General features: G+C 66.7%; 19 protein-coding genes and 1 tRNA gene. 10 read left to right on the top strand and 10 right to left on the bottom strand.

The features are described 5' to 3' along the window. Window positions 1–12 precede the first annotated feature (12 nt). The 3 genes from DRB17_RS02925 to DRB17_RS02915 are packed head-to-tail and all read left to right on the top strand — an operon-like array spanning window position 13 to window position 2,305. A complete protein-coding gene (locus DRB17_RS02925; RefSeq protein WP_114580668.1) occupies window positions 13–519 on the top strand; it encodes a low molecular weight protein-tyrosine-phosphatase in 507 nt (168 codons plus the stop codon). Then, window positions 516–1,370, top strand: a complete 855-nt coding sequence (locus DRB17_RS02920) for a fructosamine kinase family protein (RefSeq protein ID WP_114580667.1) — start codon at window positions 516–518, stop codon at window positions 1,368–1,370. The genes DRB17_RS02925 and DRB17_RS02920 overlap by 4 nt, the downstream gene beginning before the upstream one ends. After that, window positions 1,367–2,305 (top strand): DMT family transporter, encoded by a 939-nt coding sequence (locus DRB17_RS02915; protein WP_114580666.1) that lies wholly within the window; start codon window positions 1,367–1,369, stop codon window positions 2,303–2,305. The genes DRB17_RS02920 and DRB17_RS02915 overlap by 4 nt, the downstream gene beginning before the upstream one ends. Here DRB17_RS02915 and thpR read toward each other — a convergent pair. The 3 genes from thpR to DRB17_RS02900 form a co-directional block, all read right to left on the bottom strand. Next, a complete protein-coding gene (gene thpR / locus DRB17_RS02910) occupies window positions 2,254–2,826 on the bottom strand; it encodes an RNA 2',3'-cyclic phosphodiesterase (RefSeq protein ID WP_114580665.1) in 573 nt (190 codons plus the stop codon). The genes DRB17_RS02915 and thpR overlap by 52 nt on opposite strands. A gap of 88 nt (window positions 2,827–2,914) precedes the next feature. Then, on the bottom strand, window positions 2,915–3,955 hold the full coding sequence (locus tag DRB17_RS02905; RefSeq protein ID WP_114580664.1) for an NADP(H)-dependent aldo-keto reductase: 1,041 nt from the start codon (window positions 3,953–3,955) through the stop codon (window positions 2,915–2,917). A 32-nt stretch (window positions 3,956–3,987) separates the two neighbouring features. Continuing rightward, entirely contained in the window at window positions 3,988–4,677 is a 690-nt protein-coding gene (locus DRB17_RS02900; protein WP_161958674.1) for an arylesterase, read from the bottom strand. Window positions 4,678–4,937: 260 nt separating this feature from the next. Here DRB17_RS02900 and DRB17_RS02895 point away from each other — a divergent pair, with 260 nt between their 5' ends. The 4 genes from DRB17_RS02895 to DRB17_RS02880 all read left to right on the top strand — a co-directional run bounded on the left by DRB17_RS02895 (window position 4,938) and on the right by DRB17_RS02880 (window position 9,916). Then, window positions 4,938–5,219 (top strand): helix-turn-helix domain-containing protein, encoded by a 282-nt coding sequence (locus DRB17_RS02895; RefSeq protein WP_241503723.1) that lies wholly within the window; start codon window positions 4,938–4,940, stop codon window positions 5,217–5,219. Continuing rightward, entirely contained in the window at window positions 5,219–6,475 is a 1,257-nt protein-coding gene (locus tag DRB17_RS02890; protein ID WP_114580662.1) for a type II toxin-antitoxin system HipA family toxin, read from the top strand. Before DRB17_RS02895 ends, DRB17_RS02890 begins: the two co-directional genes overlap by 1 nt. Before the next feature lie 180 nt (window positions 6,476–6,655). Continuing rightward, window positions 6,656–7,363 (top strand): ABC transporter ATP-binding protein, encoded by a 708-nt coding sequence (locus DRB17_RS02885; protein WP_114580661.1) that lies wholly within the window; start codon window positions 6,656–6,658, stop codon window positions 7,361–7,363. 6 nt (window positions 7,364–7,369) lie between these two features. Continuing rightward, complete coding sequence (locus DRB17_RS02880; RefSeq protein ID WP_114580660.1) at window positions 7,370–9,916, top strand: ABC transporter permease; 2,547 nt, start codon at window positions 7,370–7,372, stop codon at window positions 9,914–9,916. Between the two features lie 23 nt (window positions 9,917–9,939). Here DRB17_RS02880 and DRB17_RS02875 read toward each other — a convergent pair whose 3' ends face one another. Next, window positions 9,940–10,290: a hypothetical protein gene (locus tag DRB17_RS02875; RefSeq protein ID WP_147274781.1), complete on the bottom strand. Its 351-nt coding sequence runs from the start codon at window positions 10,288–10,290 to the stop codon at window positions 9,940–9,942. Between the two features lie 130 nt (window positions 10,291–10,420). On the opposite strand from DRB17_RS02875, the gene DRB17_RS02870 reads away from it, so the two are divergent. Continuing rightward, a complete protein-coding gene (locus DRB17_RS02870) occupies window positions 10,421–10,627 on the top strand; it encodes a hypothetical protein (RefSeq protein WP_114580658.1) in 207 nt (68 codons plus the stop codon). Between the two features lie 18 nt (window positions 10,628–10,645). Here DRB17_RS02870 and DRB17_RS02865 read toward each other — a convergent pair whose 3' ends face one another. Further along, entirely contained in the window at window positions 10,646–12,541 is a 1,896-nt protein-coding gene (locus DRB17_RS02865) for a sensor histidine kinase (protein ID WP_241503731.1), read from the bottom strand. A 274-nt stretch (window positions 12,542–12,815) separates the two neighbouring features. Between DRB17_RS02865 and DRB17_RS02860 the strand changes: the two genes are divergently transcribed. Next, a complete protein-coding gene (locus tag DRB17_RS02860) occupies window positions 12,816–13,445 on the top strand; it encodes a dioxygenase family protein (protein WP_114580656.1) in 630 nt (209 codons plus the stop codon). Between the two features lie 70 nt (window positions 13,446–13,515). On the opposite strand, the gene DRB17_RS02855 is transcribed toward DRB17_RS02860, so the two are convergent. Both DRB17_RS02855 and DRB17_RS02850 read right to left on the bottom strand, forming a co-directional pair. Continuing rightward, window positions 13,516–14,241: a Bax inhibitor-1/YccA family protein gene (locus tag DRB17_RS02855; RefSeq protein ID WP_114580655.1), complete on the bottom strand. Its 726-nt coding sequence runs from the start codon at window positions 14,239–14,241 to the stop codon at window positions 13,516–13,518. 163 nt (window positions 14,242–14,404) lie between these two features. After that, the gene (locus DRB17_RS02850; protein ID WP_114580654.1) at window positions 14,405–14,584 is read right to left on the bottom strand and encodes a hypothetical protein; all 180 of its coding nucleotides are present in this window, start codon (window positions 14,582–14,584) and stop codon (window positions 14,405–14,407) included. 360 nt (window positions 14,585–14,944) lie between these two features. Here DRB17_RS02850 and DRB17_RS02845 point away from each other — a divergent pair, with 360 nt between their 5' ends. After that, window positions 14,945–15,424 carry a GFA family protein gene (locus DRB17_RS02845; RefSeq protein WP_114580653.1) on the top strand — a complete coding sequence of 160 codons (480 nt, stop codon included), beginning with the start codon at window positions 14,945–14,947 and terminating at the stop codon, window positions 15,422–15,424. Window positions 15,425–15,509: 85 nt separating this feature from the next. Here the strand turns inward: DRB17_RS02845 and DRB17_RS20510 are convergent, their stop codons facing one another. The 3 genes from DRB17_RS20510 to DRB17_RS02830 form a co-directional block, all read right to left on the bottom strand. Next, window positions 15,510–16,199 (bottom strand): thermonuclease family protein, encoded by a 690-nt coding sequence (locus DRB17_RS20510; protein WP_206607761.1) that lies wholly within the window; start codon window positions 16,197–16,199, stop codon window positions 15,510–15,512. Between the two features lie 477 nt (window positions 16,200–16,676). Beyond that, window positions 16,677–16,752 (bottom strand) — tRNA-Thr (locus DRB17_RS02835). A 165-nt stretch (window positions 16,753–16,917) separates the two neighbouring features. Further along, a complete protein-coding gene (locus tag DRB17_RS02830) occupies window positions 16,918–18,426 on the bottom strand; it encodes a heme biosynthesis protein HemY (protein WP_114580651.1) in 1,509 nt (502 codons plus the stop codon). Window positions 18,427–18,428: the final 2 nt, after the last annotated feature.

The raw sequence follows: 18,428 nt of genomic DNA, 5'->3' as shown, positions 1-18,428 counted from the left end.
AGGGCCAGACCCATGACCGGCGCCAGCGGCGAGCCGACCCGCGTCCTTTTCGTCTGCACAGGCAACATCTGCCGTTCGCCAAGCGCGGAGGCAGTGGCCGCGCGCATTGCCGAGAAAGCCGGGCTGGGCGCGCGCTTTGCCTTCGATTCCGCAGGCACCGGCCGCTGGCACATCGGCGAGCCGCCGGACCCCCGCGCGATAGAGGCGGCGGCGCGGCGCGGCTATGAACTCCACCATCTGCGTGCGCGCCAGGTGGAAGCCGGCGACTTCGACCGTTTCGACCTGATCCTGGCGATGGACCGGGGTCACCACCGCCAGCTTCTGGCAATGTGCCCGGACGGCAAGGCGAACAAGCTGCGCCTCTTCATGGAGTTCGCACCGCCCGGCAGCGGCGGGATCGATGTTCCCGACCCATACTACGGCGACGACTCCGGCTTCGAGACCATGCTGGACATGATCGAGAACGGCGGCCGCGGCCTGATCGAGCAACTTGCCGGGGACGGAGCCAGCGCGCGATGACCCTCGCGGCCGATACCGCCGCACGCATCGAAGCGACGCTCGGCCGCAAGCCGCTCTCGGCACGGCCGCTGCCCGGCGGCTGCATTGCCGAAGTCCTGCGCGTCGAGTTGTCAGACGGCGGAACCGTCGTCGCCAAGCTGGCCCCGAAGGGCGGCCTCGCCATCGAGGCCTACATGCTGGACTACCTGGCACGGCACTCGTCCCTGCCCGTGCCGGCGGTCCTGCGCGACGACGACGACCTCCTGCTTCTGGAGTTCCTGGACGGCGGCGACCGGATCGACGCGGCGGCCCAGGAAGACGCGGCGCATCACGTCGCCGCGCTGCACGCGGTGACGGGCGAGAACTTCGGGCTGGAGCGGGATACGCTGATCGGCCCGCTGCACCAGCCGAACCCGCCGACGGCGCGCTGGGTGGACTTCCTGCGCGAGCAGCGCCTGCTCTACATGGGCCGCACGGCGCTGGACAGCGGCCATCTGCCCCGGAAGGTCTTCGCGCAGCTTGAGGCGTTCTGCGGCAAACTTGAAAGGTATGTCGAGGAGCCGGCCGCCCCGGCGCTGATCCACGGCGACATGTGGGGCGGCAACGTCCTGGCCCGCAACGGCCGCATCGCCGGTTTCATCGATCCGGCGATCTACTACGCCGACCCGGAGATCGAGCTGGCCTTCACGACCCTGTTCGCCACCTTCGGCGAGCCGTTCTTCAAGCGCTATGCCGAGCTGATCGGCCTGCGCGACGGCTTCTTCGAGGTTCGCCGCGATATCTACAACCTCTATCCGCTTCTCGTTCACACGGCGCTGTTCGGCGGTGGCTATGCCGGGTCCGTCGCCCGCATTCTGGAGAGGCTCGCATGACCGCGCATGTAGCGGCGGGCGAGAGCCGGACGGGCCTGGGCATCGCGGCGATGATCGCCGGCATCTTCTGCATGGCCTCGATGGACGCCATGGCGAAGTGGCTGGGCGAGGGTTATCCGGTGGCGCAGGTGGTATTCTTCCGGGGCCTGTTCGGCCTGCTGCCCGTCCTGCTGCTGGCGCAGTGGTCGGGCGGCCTGCGGTTGCTACTTCCTGGCCGACCCTGGGTTCACGTCATGCGGGGCGGACTTGCGGCCGCGGCGATCTTCAGCTTCTTCACGGCGTTGCAGTACATGCCGCTGGCCGAGGCATGGGCTATCGGCTTCTGCGCGCCGCTGGTGGTGACGGCGCTGTCGCGGCCGCTGTTGGGAGAGCCGGTGGGCTGGCGGCGGTGGCTGGCCGTCGGTGTCGGCTTCCTGGGCGTCCTCATCGTGGTGCGGCCGGGTCTGGCGGCGTTCCAGCCGGCCTCGCTGCTGGTGCTGGTCACGGCCGTCTGCTACGGCCTTATCATGATCACCGCGCGCAAGTACGCGGCGACGGAGAGCACGCCAGCGCTGGTGTTCTACACCACGCTGACGCCGATGCTTCTCGGCGCGGCGATGCTGCCGGTGGAGTGGACGACACCGGCGGGCCTGGACTGGGTCCGCTTCGTCGTGCTGGGCCTGCTGGGCGGCTCGGCGATGCTGCTGCTGACGCAGGCATTCCGGCTGGCCCCGGCGGCCGTGGTCGTGCCCTTCGACTACACGGCGCTTATCTGGTCGACCGGCTGGGGCTGGCTGATCTGGAACGACTGGCCCGATACCTACGACTGGCTGGGCGCGGCAGTGGTGGTCGGCGCCGGCCTCTACGTCATGCATCGGGAGGCGCGGTTGCGCCGGCGCGCGGCTCAGGCGGACGCGCTGCGCGCTTCGGAAGAGACTTCCACCTCAAGCGGGTAGACCGCTTCCTCGCGATAGATCGGCCCCTTCGGCGTCAGCTTGCTGGAGTACAGCACGAAGCGGTCGACGTGAATTGGACCGCTGCGGAACAGCGCATGCTCGTGCAGGAAGTTGCCCAGCTTCGGCCCCGGCGGGCCCTTGAAGCGGGCGATGGTGACGTGCGGCCGGAACTTGCGGCGCTCCGGCTCCACCCCGGCCCGCTGCACGGCCTGTTCCACCTTCGTCTGCAGGCGAGTCAGCGGCTCCGGCGCCTCGACACCGACCCAGAGCGCATTCACCTTCTTGCCGTTGCCGAAGCTGCCGATATCGGCAAGCTCCATGTCGAAGGCAGGCACCCGGATCTCGCCGAGCGCGGCATCCACGTCGGCGGCTTCCCGGCCGTCAAGCTCGCCCAGGAAGCGCAAGGTCAGGTGCATGTTGTCCGGATCGACCCAGCGGGCGTTGTCCAGGCCGCCAGCCATAAGCGCGAGGCGGTCGGTCAATTGTTCCGGCAGCGGAATGGCGACGAACAGGCGCATCATGGCGACCCCCGTCTTTCGCGCTTACCAGCCTTCGCCCGGATAGGTCAAGCGGACTTGCTGTTCGCCCCTTGGGTTTGAGTGCCCCACCTCAAGGGCAGGGGTAGGTGTAGACCTTGTGGATCGCCTCGATCTCGTCCAGCACCTCGTTTGACAGCTTCACCTCCTCGGCGGCGATGTCGGTCTTCAGGTGCCACATCTTGGTGGCGCCGATGATGGCCGAGGTGGTGAAGGGCCGCGAGACGACGTAGGCAATCGCCATCTGCGCCGGGTCCAGACCGTGCCGCTTGGCCAGATCGACATAGGCGGCGACGGCCTTTTCCCCCTGCGGCGTGCGGTAGCGGCTGTTCTGCGGTTGCAGGGTCAGGCGCGCGCCTTCCGGGTTCGCCCCGCCCAGGTACTTGCCGGTCAGCGTCCCCGCCGCCAGCGGCGCATAGGCCAGAAGGCCGCAATCCTCACGGATCGCGATCTCGCCCAACCCCGCCTCGAAGCTGCGGTTTAGCAGGCTGTAGGGGTTCTGGATCGAGGCGATGCGCGGCCCCTTGCCCCTGTCGGCCTCCTGCAGGTAGCGCATCGTGCCCCAGGGCGTCTCGTTGGAGATGCCGACGTGGCGGATCTTGCCGGCGCGGACCAGACCGTCCAGCGCCGCCATCGTCTCCTCGTAGGAGGCCCAGTCGCCCGGATCCTCGGCCACGTCGTAGCCCAGCTTGCCGAAGAAGTTCGCCGGCCGCTCCGGCCAGTGAAGCTGGTAGAGGTCGATGTAATCGGTTCGAAGGCGCCGCAGGCTGTCATTCACCGCCTCTTCAAGCTGCGCCTTGTCGAAGCGCGGGCCGCCGCGCACCTTCGTGAACCGCTTGCCGGGGCCCAGCGCCTTCGTCGCCAGGACCACCTTGTCGCGCGTGCCGCGCGCGGCGAACCAGCTCCCGACAATCTCCTCGGTCCGCCCCAGCGTCTCGTCGGCATAGGGCGTGGGGTACATCTCGGCCGTGTCGAAGAAGTTGACGCCCCGGTCGAGGGCATAATCCATCTGCTCGTGGCCGTCGGCCTCGGTGTTCTGCGTGCCCCAGGTCATCGTGCCCAGGCAGATCGCGCTGACGCGCAGGCCGGTTCGGCCCAGCGGCCGGTATTCCATGTTGCTGCTCCCCCTTGTCCGCGGCGGCTTGGTCAGCCTTGTGTCTCGCGACTTTTGCGCGCTTTCTGAATCAGATCTTCGACTTTTGGAAGTATATTCTCGACGATGACGGCCACGCCCTCGGCGTTGGGATGAATGCCGTCCGCTTGATTGAGGTCGCGGTTGGTGGCGACCCCCTTCAGGAAGAAGGGATAGTAGACGACGTCGTGGTTCCGCGCCAAGCTCGGGTACAGGCCGTCGAAGCTGTCGACATAATCCGCGCCCATGTTGCGCGGCGCCTTCATGCCGGCCAGCAGCACCGGAACGCCCTTCTCTTCCAGCTTGCCGAGAATGGCGTCCAGGTTCCGGCGCGTCACGGCCGGGTCGATGCCGCGCAGCGCGTCGTTGGCCCCCAGGACGACGATGGCCGCGTCCACGCTGTCCCGCATCGCCCAGTCCAGCCGCGCCCTGCCCGCCTCCGTCGTGTCGCCGGAGTTGCCGCCATTGACGACATCGACAGCATGGCCCCGCGCGCGAAGCGCGGCTTCAAGCTGCGCGGGAAAGGTATCGCCCTCCGTCAGGCCATAGCCGTGCACCAGGCTGTCGCCGAACGCCAGCAGTTCCAGCGTGGCCGGCCGGTACGGTCCGTTCGGCGTCGCCATGACGGCGAGCGGCAGGGCGGCGAGCATGACCGCAACCACGGCCGCGAAGCCGGCCCCGCGTGTAGTCCGGACGAATTGCATAGTCTCGTCTCGCAGTCATCCAATTGAATCCTGCTACCATATCGGCGGGAGGTGCGATAGCAGCAACCCAGCCGGGCCTCTTTGCAGGATTGGTGTTGCCTTTAGAGACTTAAGAATACGAACGCATCTCGGTGGTTCAGGCACGCAGCCGGCACGAAAGCCGCTGGTTGAATCTTACCGATTGGGATGATTTGGGCTTGCGCAATGGCGGGGTGTGATTCATCTTACCGATCAGTAAGAATACGGGAGCGAGGTGTGCGTTGGCTGGTGAATCTGACCGATCGGTAAGCCTGGAGACAGCTGCGGACTTCGGCCGTATGGTCCGGATGCGCCGGCGCGAGCTTGGGTTGTCGCAGCAGGATCTGGCCCTGACGATCGACAGCGGGGAGCGGTTCATCGTCGACCTGGAAAAGGGGAAGGCGACTTGTCAACTGGATAAGGCCCTACGTGCGGCAGCGGCACTCGGCATTCGCCTGGGGGACATCTCGCGCCGTGAACGTAGCACAGGAGGCGGCGGCTACCAGGGATTGTTCGACGATTGATGACCATCCCGTTGTACTACGAAACTTTTCAAGTCGGCGTCGTCGAGCAGCAAGGCCATGGCCCGGTGTTACTCTACGATCCCCGGTGGCGCGCCACCCCTGAAGCGTTTCCCGTCTCCCTCAGCATGCCGATGGAGCAGGCCGAGCATCCGACGGAGACACTGCTTCCATGGTTGATGAATCTCCTCCCCGAGGGAGATCCGTTGCGCACGGTCGGCAGCGTACTCGGCAAAGCACCGGAAGACGTACTCGCGCTGCTGGAGCGCATCGGTGCGGATACGGCCGGCGCTCTCTCGGTGGGCGCGCCGCGGGATCGCGAGCGGGCGGGCTATCGCCAAGTTAAGAACCAGGTTGATCTCGCCAAGATCATCGACGGGCTGCCCGCCAAGCCTTTCCTGGTCGACGAGCAGGGGGTGTCGATGTCCCTCGCCGGGGCGCAGTACAAGCTGCCGATTCACCTGGCGGACGACGGGACGATCGGGGTCCCGGTGTATGGCGCGCCCTCCACGCATATTCTCAAGCCCGACAATTCGCGCTTGCACGGCAGCGTCGCCAACGAAGCCCTGTGTCTGATGCTGGCGCAAAGGGTCGGACTTTCGACCTGTGAGGTGACGACGGGTCGCGCGGGCGACCGCACATACCTGATCGTCACGCGCTACGACCGTGAGCGACGGCGCGACGGCCGAATCCGGCGCCGACACCAGGAAGACTTCTGTCAGGCCCTGGGCCGGCCGCCAGGCGCGAAGTACGAGCACAACCAGACGGGCTGGCGCGGGCCCGGCCTTGCGACGATGGTGGACCTTGTCCGCAACAGCCTCGTTCCGGGACAGGTTCCGAAGTTTCTCGATGCCGTGATATTCAACATCGCCGTCGGCAACGTCGATAGCCACGCGAAGAACTACAGCCTGCTCTACCCGTTCGACGGCGGGCCGCCGTCTCTTGCGCCTCTGTATGACTTGATGAGCGGCTTGGCTTGGGAGGGGGTGACGGAGAATCACGCGCAAGACATCGGCGGCCAGAACCGTGGCCGACACATCTACGGGCGTCACTGGGAGCGTATGGCCCGCTCCTGCGGACTCAACGCAACACGAACGCGCCAGCGCGTGATCGACACCTGCGATCGTGTGCTCGATCAGCTGCAATCCGCCGCCGACGATGTCACCCGGATGCCGGCCGGCGATCACGGCATGCTGGCGGTCTTCGTCGATCGTATCGCCGAGCGGGCTTCCACGGTGCGGACCAATGCGCGGGGCTGAGCAAGCCATCGTTCCAGCAAAACGGGAATTACCGTCCGCTTAGAGCTCTCCCCGCGCTTCCAAGTGCAGCACTTGCGTTCGCATTCGGCAGACCGCGCCCGACATTGATTGCCCCACTGCGCGCGCCATATGGCGTAGGGCGCCACAAACGGGAGGGGAGCCGCCTTGACCTCCGTGCCGATGATCGAACTCGACAACCTGGACCTGACGCTCTCCAGCCAGGCGGGACCGGTGCACATTCTGCGCGGCCTGAGCCTCACCATCGATGCGGGCGAAACGGTCAGCGTGGTCGGCCCTTCCGGCTCCGGCAAGTCCTCCATGATGATGGTGGTGGGCGGCCTGGAACGGCCCAGCGGCGGACGGGTCACGGTCGCCGGTCACAATCTCGGCGGCATGAGCGAGGACGCGCTGGCCACCTTCCGCCGGGACAACGTCGGCATCGTGTTCCAGGATTTCCACCTTATTCCGACCATGACGGCGCTGGAAAACGTCGCCATTCCGCTGGAGTTCGCCGGGCGACGCGACGCCTTCGAGCGGGCGGCGGAGTGTCTGCGCCAGGTCGGCCTGGGCGAGCGCCTCAGCCACTATCCAGGTCAGCTTTCAGGCGGAGAGCAGCAGCGCACCGCTCTGGCCCGCGCCTTCGCCGCCGAACCGAAGCTGCTGCTGGCCGACGAGCCGACCGGCAACCTGGACGGCGCCACAGGCCAGCACGTCATGCAGCTTCTTTTCGACCTCTGCCGGCAGGACGGCACGACGCTGGTGCTGATCACCCACGACGAGGACATCGCCGCCCGCTGCGCGCGGCGGGTCCAACTTGTGGACGGACGCATCCTGGACGACGGCCACGCGACACGGGCGGCGGCCGAGCACGCGGCGGGGGCAAGATAGGTGACGATGGCGCGGATGCCGTTCACGTTGCCGCTGGCCTTCCGCCTGGCGCGACGGGAGCTTCGCGGCGGGCTGAAGGGCTTCAAGATCTTCCTGGCCTGCCTGCTGCTGGGCGTGGCGGCGATTGCGGGCGTCGGCTCGCTCTCGCAAGCCATGCTCCAAGGCGTCAAGGATGACGGCCGGGCACTGCTGGGCGGCGAGATCGACGTCCGCCTGATCCATCGCCAGGCCAGCGAAGCGCAACTCGCCTGGCTGCGCGACAACTCGGCCCGGCTTTCGCGGACGGCGGACCTGCGCGCGATGGCCCGCAGCCGGCCAGGGCAGGACAGCGGCGAGCGGACGCTGGTCGAGCTGAAGGCCGTGGACGACGCCTATCCGCTGTACGGCGAGGTCGGGATAAAGCCGGAACAGCCCCTGCAAGAAGTGCTGGACAATCGCGGCGGCCGGTGGGGCGCGCTTGTCGATCCCTTCCTGATGACGCGGCTGGAGCTTGCCATCGGCGACCCGCTGAAGATCGGCGAAGCGGTGTTCGAGGTGCGCGGCAGCATCGAGCGCGAGCCCGACCGAGCAGCGCGCGCCTTCACCCTGGGCCCGCGCGTCCTGGTGTCGCACGACAGCCTGCCGGCGACCGCGCTGGTGCAGCCGGGCAGCCTGATCTACCACCACTACCGCGTCGATCTGCCGGAGGGCGCCGATACCAAGGCCTGGACACGCGACCTCAACGCGGCCTTCCCCGAAGCGGGCTGGCGGGTGCGGGGGCTGGAGAACGCGGCGCCGGGCATCACCCGCTTCATCGACCGCGTGACGCTGTTCATGACGCTGGTGGGGCTGACCGCGCTTCTTGTGGGCGGCGTCGGCGTGGCCAATGCGGTGACCGCCTACATGGACGGCAAGCGCGCGACCGTGGCCACCTTCAAGTGCCTGGGCGCGCCGGCGCGGCTGGTCTTTCTGACGTATCTGGCGCAGATCCTGGCGCTTGCCCTGCTTGGCATCGCGCTGGGCCTGCTGCTCGGCGCGGCAATACCGCTGGCCGCCGGGCCGGTCCTGGCGGGCTACCTCAACTTCGTTATTCCGGTGGGTGTCTACCCGTGGCCGCTAACCGTCGCGGCGGTGTTCGGCGTGCTGACGGCGCTGGCCTTCGCCCTGTGGCCCCTGGCGCGTGCGCAAGGGATTCCGGCCGCCGCGCTGTTCCGCGATGTCGTCGCGCATCAGACGACGCGCCTGCCAGCCTGGGCCCTGAGTGCCATCGCGGCGACCGGCGGCACCTTGGGCGCGCTTGCCGTGCTGAACGCGGACGACAGGCTGTTCGCACTGGGCTTCGTTGGCGGGACGGTCGGCACCCTGGTTGCGTTCCGACTGGCAGCCACCGGTATCGTTGCGATAGCGAAACGGGTGCCACGGCCTCGCCGGCCCGGCTTGCGGCTCGCGCTTGCCAACCTGTACCGGCCCGGCGCGCCGACGGGCAGTGTCGTGATGTCGCTGGGCCTGGGTCTGACAGTGCTTATCGCGGTGGCGCTGATCGAGGGCAACCTGTCCAGGCAGGTCGGCGAGGAGATGCCCGAAGAGGCGCCCGGCTTCTACTTCATCGACATCCAGCCGCAACAGCTTGAGGCCTTTACTGACTTGGCGCGCAATTTCGAAGGCGTGTCGGAGGTCCACGACGTCCCGATGCTGCGCGGACGCATCACGGGGGTGAACGGCACGCCCGTGGCGGACCTCGCCATTCCGGACGACGTCAAGTGGATATTCCAGGGGGACCGGGGCATCACCTGGGCGCGGACGCCGCCGGACAACGGCGAGATCGTGCGCGGCTCATGGTGGGCGCCCGACGACAGCGGTCCGACCAAGGTCTCCATCTCCGCCGAGTTGGGCGAAAAGATGGGGTTGGAGATCGGCGACACCATTACCGTGAACGTCCTTGGCCGCTCCGTGGATGCGGAGATCGCGAACTGGCGGCGCATCGACTGGTCGGAACTTCGCATCAACTTCGTCATGGTGTTCTCGCCCGGCCTGCTGTCGAACGCGCCGCAAAGCTACATCGCGACCGTCCACATCGCCCCGGACCGCGAAGCCGCGCTGCAGCAGGCGGTGAACGACCAGTTCCCGAACATCTCGGCGATCCGCGTCAAGGATGTGCTGAGCCGCGTTTCCGAATTGCTGGGAAACATCGCCACCGCCGTGAGGGCAACGGCGGCCATCACCGTTCTCGCCGGAACGTTGGTGCTGGCGGGTGCGGTGGCCGCCGGCCAGCGGCGGCGGATCTACGATGCCGTCGTCCTCAAGGTCCTGGGCGCGACGCGGCGGAACGTCACCATGGCCTTCCTGTTGGAATACGGGCTGATGGGGCTGGCCACGGCGCTGATCGCGGCCGTGATCGGCTCCGTCGCGGCCTGGGTGGTGATGACGCGGGTGATGGACGGCGACTTCGTCCTGCTGCCCTGGTCGATCGCCGTGACCGCCATCGCCGCGACGGCCGTCACCCTCGTCTTCGGTTACGCCGGAACCTGGCGCGCGCTACGGCAGAAAGCCGCCCCGCTGTTGCGCAACGAGTGAGCGTTCGCCGGTCGGGGCTGTGCCTACCGTGACACCGACATGCGGATCGTCGTGCCTGGACCGGCAGTGGTGGCCGAGCGGCTGATGCTGTTGCCCCGGTCGTTGCGCAGCGTCACGACAAGCCGCCCCCGAGAGCGCGGCTCGATCTCGCAGTTGACGGTGCGTGCCGCGAAACCCCGGCGATAAGGGACGCGCTCGTCCAGCGTCACGGTTTCGCGCCCGCCATCACCTTCCACCCGGCACCGCGCGGTGAAGGGAAGGTCGGCGCTGCCGCCGATCTCCAGCCAGAGGGTGAGCGCCTCCGCCGCCACGGGCGACGCGGATAGGAGCGCCGCCAGCATTGCCGAAGAGAGAAACGACAGTTGCTTTCGCATGCAGGGACCTTCCCCTGGTCGGGCACGGGCCGATCCACACCTCGAAGGTTCACATTCGGAACTTGAAATGTCCCGAACCGCAACCAGATCAGAATTGGTATCGCCAGGAATTTTCGGGGGAGAACCAGGAATGATCGGCCGCCTGATCGCGCTTGTCGTCCTCGTGGCCGCCGTGCTCGTATTCCTGTGGGGATACCAATCCGACTACGAAGGCACATTCGACCGCACACGCGAGGCTATTGGCTTCGATGCCGGACCGGGCGAAGGCGACCCGACCACGCCCGTTCCCGACTACGAAGCGCGCGGGGAACGCATCGGCGGCCCCAACCGCCACTAGCCGGTCAACTCGTCGACCCTAGGAAGCCACGTTCGCCCGTAGCGTCTGCTCGCCTTCCGTTTCGTCGGCCTGTTCCTCGGCTATCTCGGGAAGGATCGTGCGCTTGGGCGGGAAATGAAGGGTGACTGTCGTGCCCTGCCCCGGGCAGGTATCCACACCCACCTCCGCGCCGTGCATGCGCGAGAGGGAAGCCACGAGCGACAGCCCCAGGCCCGTCCCCTCGAAGCGGCGCTGGAAGTTGACGTCCACCTGGGCGAACGGCTGGAAAGCGCGCGAGACCAGCTTCGGGTCCATACCGATTCCGGTATCCGCGACGGCCAGGTCGATACCGCCGTCCGCGCGTTGTGAAGCCCGCACCGCGACGCTGCCCTCCTCCGGCGTGAACTTCACGGCGTTGGAAAGCAGGTTGATCAGCACCTGCTTGACCGCCCTGTCGTCGGCGAAAAGCTGTGGCAGGTCCGGCGCGATCTCGGCGGACAGCTTGAGCGATTGCGCCTCCCGCCGTCCGCGCACGAGGCGCAGGGCCGAATCGACGAGCGCGCCGGTATCGACCGCGATTTCCTGCAGCTCGAAATGCCCGGCCTCGATCTTCGACAGGTCCAGGATATCGTTGATAAGGCTCAACAGGTGCCGGCCGCTCATCTGGATGTCGTCGGCATATTCGCGGTAGCGCGCGTCGGCTTCGTGCGGGAAGGCCTGATTGCGCAGGAGTTCCGAGAAACCGATGATGGCATTGAGCGGCGTGCGTAGCTCGTGGCTGACGTTGGCCAGGAACTCGCTTTTCGCGCGGTTCGCAGCCTCCAGTTCCATGTTCTGCTGCATCAGCCGTTCCTGGGCGTCGCGAAGCTGCGAGATGTCGGTCAGGTGCCCGTAGCAGTGGATCTGCCCGCCCGCCGCGCTGTCGAGGAACGCGGCCTGCATCAGGCACGGCACCTCGCGCCCGCTGCAGCCTTCGACGATTACCTGCACGCCGTTCACGCGGTCATGGATCGCCTCCGGCAGCGGCCGTCCAACCTCCTCGCCCGGCATGCGCACGCGCGGGCGTCCCGCCGCCTGCATCTGCTCAAGGTTGTCGCAGCCGGCCAATTCCCGGCAGGCTGCGTTGGCGTAAACGATATTGCCGGCCTGGTCATAGGCAATGATGGCATCCGAGGCCTGGTCGGCCATCGTCGTCATCAGCATCAGGTCTTCGCGGTAGGTCCGCGCCACGCGCCCGAACAGCCGGTCCACGGCCTCGCCAAGGTCGTTCCATTCGTCCCCGCCGCCCCGGAACTTGCGCTGATCGGCGTGGGCGGGATCGTCGTGCGCCGCGGCCAGGTGGTCCCGCAGTGCCAGCATCGGCGCCATCGCCTTGCGCCCGACGATGATCATCGTCGCCGCGCACACCACGGTCGATATCATCAGGACAAGGGTGAGGATGCGCCAGACAAAGCCATTCAACTCCGCAGCGATCCACGTTGCGTCGAGGCGCGCGGCCACGCCGTAACGCGTGCCCAGCTCGTCGGCGCTGTAGAACACCTCGTAGCGGTCGCCGCCGGCGGTGCGGCGCGGCGCCTTTACCAGCGCGGCGCGGCCGTATTCGGGCGCCTCGGAAAAGGCGCCGAGAATCTTGCCGTCGGCATCGTAAAGCCGGCCGCCGAGAACCGAGCCGTCCTGGCTGATCAACCGCCCGGCGATGAGAAGGTCGCTGGTGCGGGCATGCGTCTGCGGGCGGAAGGTCGCCGACAGCGCGGCCCGCCCGGCGTGCGCCAGGCGATCGTGCAGATCGGCACGGTAACTGAAGTACGACGGGACGAGGATGGCGCCCTCGACCACCAGGATCGACAGGAACACCACGCCGGCGATCCTTCGGCACAGCCGGCATCGCAACGGCTCCACAAGCCGTGCAAAAGCATTTCGCGTCAGCTTCGGCATTCCGGTCACCACACCCCCTTGGCACCCCAATATACCGTCAGGTTGAAACATAGAGTCTTAATGCCGCGTCAAAGGTTCATCACACGCCTTCAATTCATCGTGAACATATGCCGTCGCCGTGGCCCGCGCGAAGCGCTTGCATGCCCGTGGAACCGGCCCGGTCGCGCTCCGGTCTCTCGACGGCCCCGCCCCTTCTTTATTGCCGTTCCGGACCGGCGGGGGCCGGCGATATACTATGAAATAACGGGCCGTAGAGTTGGGCTGGAGGCTTATCATGCACCGCAGACACCTGCTTGCCGGCGGCCTAGGCGTCGCCGCCGCCGTGACGCTGCACCGCGCCGCGCTGGCCGCGCTTGTGCGGACGCCGGCGCAAACGGCGGGCCCATTCTATCCCAACCGCCTGCCACTCGACCGTGACGCCGACCTGCTGCGCGCCGGCCCGGACGGAGGGATGGCGCAGGGGGAACCGGCGGAGGTGTTCGGCCGTGTGCTGGACCTAGACGGCCGCCCGCTGACGGATATGGAGGTGGAAATCTGGCAGTGCGACGCCCAGGGCTACTACCACCACATCAAGGAGTACACGGGCGGCGACCCGAACTTCCAGGGCTTCGGCCGCACGGCCACGGGAGCGGATGGCGCCTATCGCTTCCGCACCATCAAGCCGGTGCCCTATGGCAGCCGCACGCCGCATATCCACTTCAGGATCCGCGGCCGTGGAACCGAGGGCCTGACGACGCAGCTTTACATCCGCGACCATCCGATGAACGGGCAGGACTTCGTCCTGGCCCGCGTGCCGGAGCGGCTGCGCCCCTCGGTGATGGCCGATTTCAAGCCGGAAGAGACGGGCGGCCCCGCGCTGGCCCGGTTCGATATTGTCCTTGGCCCCGCATTCGTCGGCGACTGAGCGCACAAAGAAAACGGCCCGGGAGAAGCCTTCCCGGGCCGCTTAATGCGATATCCAGTGCCTCGCGCGGCTACTCGCGCATGATGCCCAGGATGTTGAGGACGTGGATGAACAGCACGACGAAGGTGCCGTAGAGCATGTAGGCGCCGAAGATGGCCTTCTTCGCCACGACGTCGCCCATGTCGCCTGCGCTGTACATCGTCTTGATCTGCTGCGTCTCGTAGGCGGTGATGCCCGAGAACAGCAGGACGACGCCGATCGAGGTGATCAGGCTCATCAGCGTGCTCTGCACGAAGAAGACGTTGATCAGGATCGCCACCAGGATGCCGATGGACGCCATCATGAAGAAGGTGCCGAGGCCCGAAAGATCCTTCTTCGTCGTGTAGCCGACGAGGCTCATCCCGGCGAAGGTGGCGGCCGTAATGAAGAACGCGCGCACGATGATCATCGGATCCATCTGCGCATAGACGTAGAAGATCGGTCCGAGCAGGATGCCCCACAAGGCGGCGTAGACCCAGAAACACGCCTGCGCGGCGGCCACGGACTTCGTCGTCATGATCCGCGGCGCGAAGAAGCCGAGACCGAGAATGGCGATGAAAAACACCCAGATCAGGCTGGAGACGGTCTGCACCAGCGCCTGGTTCGTCGCGACGATCATGGCAAGCGCGCCGGTGAAGGCAACGCCAAGCGCCATGTAGTTGTAGACACGCAGCATGTAGCTGCGAAGGCCGACATCGACTCCCGCAGCCTCGGCCTGCGTGTGCGTCATGTAACGGCGGTCGGGACCTTGAGCCATCGAATGTTGTTCCTCTATCCCATGCGGTTGCCAGGATTGTGCCGGATATATTGGCGCGCGGCAAACCGCAATCAAGAAATTTGCGCAGCGCCGGCGCGAAAATTCGGGTTCCACCGTACGGATGACTGTGGGAACTTGGGCACCCCAACCCAATGGATACATTCTATCGGCGTTCTCCGCCAGAGTATTCCAGTTGCCGTGCCTCCCACCGCACGGCGTCCTTCGCGGCACTCAACAACCTGGACGTCAGATGGCAGCCTTGCCGCTCCGCCTGTTGCTGAAGGTGCGTGATGGCTTCGGCCAATCCCTCGGGTGTGCCGTCCTGGCTCTCCCCCATCTTCATTCGTTCTCCCGCCTCATGTCGAAAACCGCAGACACTTTAGAAAAATCGAATGGGTTGGCACACCTACCGATATTCGTAGGTTATTATGCGTCCAAAAATTCAGCCCCGCCGCATGATGCGGCGGGGCTGGGATCACGCCTAAGGGGACTGCGGCATGAGAGACGTCCACGACGTCTTCATAAGATAGACATTGCAAGGCGCCTTCTTATTCCGTCACCCGATATCCGCTGTGCATCCTGCCTGGCCGATCTTTATGGAAAGGCCTTCTGCCTGGGCGTTGTTCGGGCCATCTCGTTTTATCGCACAACGCACCTTTTGCTACGCTGTCAGCTTGCTTGAATGTCGAGAAAGGGCGGACCGATGCGGCTCGAAGGCTCCTGTCACTGTGGTGCCGTGCGATTTACGGTCGAAGCCTACGCGCCGGTGCCTTACCAGCGCTGCTATTGCTCGATCTGCCGCAAGACGGCAGGCGGCGGCGGGTACGCGATCAACCTGGGCGCCGACGCCCGAACGTTGGAGGTTCAGGGACGCGAGGCCATTTCCATGTTCCACGCCAGGGTCGATGGCCATGAGAGCAGCGGCGAGCGGCGGTTCTGCTCGCACTGCGGCAGCGCGCTGTGGGTCTGCGATCCAGCCTGGCCGGACCTGGTGCACCCTTTCGCCAGCGCCATCGACACGCCGCTGCCGGAACCGCCGGAGACCGTGCATATGCTGCTGGCTTCCAAAGCGAACTGGGTACAAGTCGATGCTCGTCCGGGAGACGCCGAATACGACGGCTATCCGCCGGACTCCCTGGAGGAATGGCACCGGACGAGGGGATTGCTTGATGACGGCGGGTAAAGGCGTCTGCCGCCGCCAAAGACATTAAGCTGAAGACACAGACGGGCGCCACTGACGAGCCTGCCTCGAACCACGGCATATGCGGTCACTGATGGGCAGATTGCGCAAGCCGCTGTCCGCGCCGCCAGTCCCAGGGCTGCACGAATCGCCCGCGCCAGATGCCGGCGCGGGCAGCCTTTGCCCAGCGTTCTTCCGGCACGTAGTCGCGGCTGTAACGACGATAGGCGAGCGCCCACCCCTGGCGCACCATCCAGGCATTAAGGTCCGTGCCGTCCGCATAGCAGACCGCAAGCACCCGCTCATATCGATCGCGGCCGTCGCCTTTGCAGCGAACCGTGGCGGCACCGATCCTGTTTTCCAAGGCACGCGTGCTGTCGCGGCCACACGGCCAGCGGCGGCCGTCGTGCCGGCACGATTGACGGCTTTCCGGCGCGTCGATCCCGCGCAGGCGAAAGCGCTCGCCGTCAATTTCCAAGGTATCGCCATCAATGACGGAAGCGTGGGCTTGCCGCATGCCCTGCGCCGCTTGGGTGACGGGCGGCGGGTTCTGCGTGAAAGCAAACCGGTTCGGCTGTGCGAGGAATGCGCCGCAAGCAACGACCGCGGCGAGCGCAGCAAAGCCTGCATATCCTGCCGGGCCCGTGGAGGTGCGTCGCCAGCGACGAGAACGAGACGGATGCTGTATATCCTTCCCGACATTGTCGCGAGCGCGCGCCGGAAACGGCCGTCCGGCACTATGCACGAGTCTCGGCCTTCGTCGGGCTTTGAACCACATGGCCTCGTGGCCCCTCCAGTGTTCCCGCCAAGGAGAACACCCGGAATGGTAGATACGCCGATTGCCTTATTTTACCTGTGAGGAGTTACGAGAGAGTCAACGGGCCGCGAGCGGCGGCTTCGCTACGGCTCCCGAATCAATAGCGATGCCTGGACCACGACCGAAAGAAAGCCCTGCCAACGTCGGCTGGCAGGGCAAGGTGCGGGAAACGCGGACGGTCGGATAGCATTTGCCGCGTTCTGAGGAGGCAGAATAGATGCGGCCGGCGGACCATATCCACTCCCAAGGTTGGGAGGGATGCCCGCTATCTCCACCGCTGCGTTAACGGGCTGGCCGCGTCATGCTGCACCCCAGACCAAGACCTGCGGCGCTTCAGGCTTGTCATTTCAACCTAAGAAGCTTCGCGGCTGCTTCGACCGACATCGCACTTACGAGTGTAAACACCGAGGGACGGGCAGTTTAAAGCAGCATGAAAAATGGTGCCGCAGGACGGATTTGAACCGCCGACCCACGCATTACGAATGCGTTGCTCTGCCAGCTGAGCTACTGCGGCATACCATGAACGACGCTACGCGCGCCAAGTGGCGCGGGCTTGGGCGGAACGTAATGGAGGGCGGCGGGCGCGTCAACGCTGTGTGCAGCGGATTCGTGCGTTTTTGCTGCGTCCGACGACGCCCTGCACCGCCGGAAGTACCCCCCGGAAGATCACCGCGCCGAATCAGGACGGCTGGCGTTCGGCCTGGGCGCTGTCGGCCTCGGGGCGGACCTCGCTTGTCGCGGCCTCACCGGCGGGCGCCTCGGTCGTTTCCGCGTCCTCCACCGCCGTCGCCTGTCCCGAAGCTGCCGCCGCGGCGGCAGCAGCGGCCGGTTTCGCGGCTTCACCCTCCAGCCGGGCATGCTGGGCGGGACCGGCGAGATACTCGGCCTCAGCCTCGGTGATCTGCGGCGGCGTGCGCCAGGCGAAGCTGTCGAAACTGCCGCAATGCCCGCAGGCCGCATGCCAGTCCGCCGCGACGACACCGCAGTGGCCGCAGACCCAGGCCGGGTCCCCCGGCGCGTCGGTGGCGCGGATCAGCCACTGGCGCGCGGCATCCTGATCGCCGTTCTCGCGCTCCTCCAGCTCCGCCATCATGCGGCAGACGGTTTCGCCCGGCGAATCGCCGTCGGCCTTGTCCAGGTGCCGGCGCGCCTCGCCCCACAACCCGGCGTCCAGGGCCGCGCGGGCCAGCGCGATCTCGCTCTCCCGGTGGCCGGGGTTGCGTTCGGCAAGGCGGTTCAGCTTGGTGACGCGGTCGATGGCGTCCTTGGCGGGCCGCGCCTGCCGGTAAAGCTCGATCAGGTCTGGATGCGGATGGCGCGACCAGGTTTCCTCGATGGTCTTCGCCGCGGCGCGCTTGCGATCCTCGGCCAGCAGCACACGTGCGCGCACCTGCGCGGCGGCCGGCAGTTCCGGCACTAGCTTGTGCGCCTGCTTGGAGGTATCCCGCGCCGTGACCTCGTCACCGTCGGCAAGCGCCCGCCGCGCCTTCTCGGTCAACAGCAGACCGCGCCGGCGGTCCGCCTCCTCCCGCGTCAGGACGCCCTGCCGGCGCGAATCGGCGGTGGCCTCCAGCGCCCGGTCCGGGTCGCCGGCGCGCAGCGACAGCTCGAACAGCGAGGACAGCACCCACGGCGTGCGCGGGCGCAGGTCGTAGGCCTGCTTGGCGTAATCCAGCGCCGCCTGCCAGTTGCCGTCGCGCTCCGCCTGCCGCAGAAGGCCGCGCAGGCCCAGGAACCGCGTCTCAGGATTCTCCAGCATGGCATTGAAATAGCGCGTCGCCGCCTGCTCGTCCCCGTTGAGCTGCGCCGCCTGCGCCGACAGCAGCATGGTCAGGGGCGGCTCTTCCAGCAGGTGGTCGGCCTTGCGCGCGAAGCGCCGCGCCTCGTCCGGCTCGCCGGCGGCGACCGAGACCATGCCCTGCGTCAGCGCCTCATATCCGCGACGCCGCCGCCGCCCCTTCGCCCAGCCCGCCACGGAGCCCGGAAGCCGGATGAATCGGCCCCAGAAGCGGTACAGAACCGCCGCCACGCCGGCGACGAGCAGGACGGCGAGAATCAGGATGCCGACGGATGTCTCGATGCGGTAGCCCTGCCACTCGATCAGCACCTGGCCCGGCTGTTCGGCAATCCAGACGGCGGCGGTTACCAGAACCGCCAGCTTCAGGAAGAAGATCAGACCGCGCACCATGG

The sequence above is a fragment of the Ferruginivarius sediminum genome (assembly GCF_003344765.1).
Classification (GTDB): Bacteria; Pseudomonadota; Alphaproteobacteria; order Kiloniellales; family Rhodovibrionaceae; genus Ferruginivarius; species Ferruginivarius sediminum.
Note: the sequence above shows the minus strand (reverse complement) of the source record. Positions and strands in the feature narration are given on the sequence as shown.

Bases quoted from the DNA above. Each gene is read 5' to 3' on its own strand.
- DRB17_RS02900 (WP_161958674.1), bottom strand. From the start codon at position 4,677: ATGCAATTCGTCCGGACTACACGCGGGGCCGGCTTCGCGGCCGTGGTT.
- DRB17_RS02875 (WP_147274781.1), bottom strand. From the start codon at position 10,290: ATGCGAAAGCAACTGTCGTTTCTCTCTTCGGCAATGCTGGCGGCGCTC.
- DRB17_RS02885 (WP_114580661.1), top strand. From the start codon at position 6,656: ATGATCGAACTCGACAACCTGGACCTGACGCTCTCCAGCCAGGCGGGA.
- thpR (WP_114580665.1), bottom strand. From the start codon at position 2,826: ATGATGCGCCTGTTCGTCGCCATTCCGCTGCCGGAACAATTGACCGAC.
- DRB17_RS02855 (WP_114580655.1), bottom strand. From the start codon at position 14,241: ATGGCTCAAGGTCCCGACCGCCGTTACATGACGCACACGCAGGCCGAG.
- DRB17_RS02880 (WP_114580660.1), top strand. From the start codon at position 7,370: ATGGCGCGGATGCCGTTCACGTTGCCGCTGGCCTTCCGCCTGGCGCGA.
- DRB17_RS02830 (WP_114580651.1), bottom strand. From the start codon at position 18,426: ATGGTGCGCGGTCTGATCTTCTTCCTGAAGCTGGCGGTTCTGGTAACC.
- DRB17_RS02890 (WP_114580662.1), top strand. From the start codon at position 5,219: ATGACCATCCCGTTGTACTACGAAACTTTTCAAGTCGGCGTCGTCGAG.
- DRB17_RS02905 (WP_114580664.1), bottom strand. From the start codon at position 3,955: ATGGAATACCGGCCGCTGGGCCGAACCGGCCTGCGCGTCAGCGCGATC.
- DRB17_RS02860 (WP_114580656.1), top strand. From the start codon at position 12,816: ATGCACCGCAGACACCTGCTTGCCGGCGGCCTAGGCGTCGCCGCCGCC.
- DRB17_RS02870 (WP_114580658.1), top strand. From the start codon at position 10,421: ATGATCGGCCGCCTGATCGCGCTTGTCGTCCTCGTGGCCGCCGTGCTC.
- DRB17_RS02925 (WP_114580668.1), top strand. From the start codon at position 13: ATGACCGGCGCCAGCGGCGAGCCGACCCGCGTCCTTTTCGTCTGCACA.
- DRB17_RS02845 (WP_114580653.1), top strand. From the start codon at position 14,945: ATGCGGCTCGAAGGCTCCTGTCACTGTGGTGCCGTGCGATTTACGGTC.
- DRB17_RS02865 (WP_241503731.1), bottom strand. From the start codon at position 12,541: ATGCCGAAGCTGACGCGAAATGCTTTTGCACGGCTTGTGGAGCCGTTG.
- DRB17_RS20510 (WP_206607761.1), bottom strand. From the start codon at position 16,199: ATGTGGTTCAAAGCCCGACGAAGGCCGAGACTCGTGCATAGTGCCGGA.
- DRB17_RS02915 (WP_114580666.1), top strand. From the start codon at position 1,367: ATGACCGCGCATGTAGCGGCGGGCGAGAGCCGGACGGGCCTGGGCATC.
- DRB17_RS02920 (WP_114580667.1), top strand. From the start codon at position 516: ATGACCCTCGCGGCCGATACCGCCGCACGCATCGAAGCGACGCTCGGC.
- DRB17_RS02850 (WP_114580654.1), bottom strand. From the start codon at position 14,584: ATGAAGATGGGGGAGAGCCAGGACGGCACACCCGAGGGATTGGCCGAA.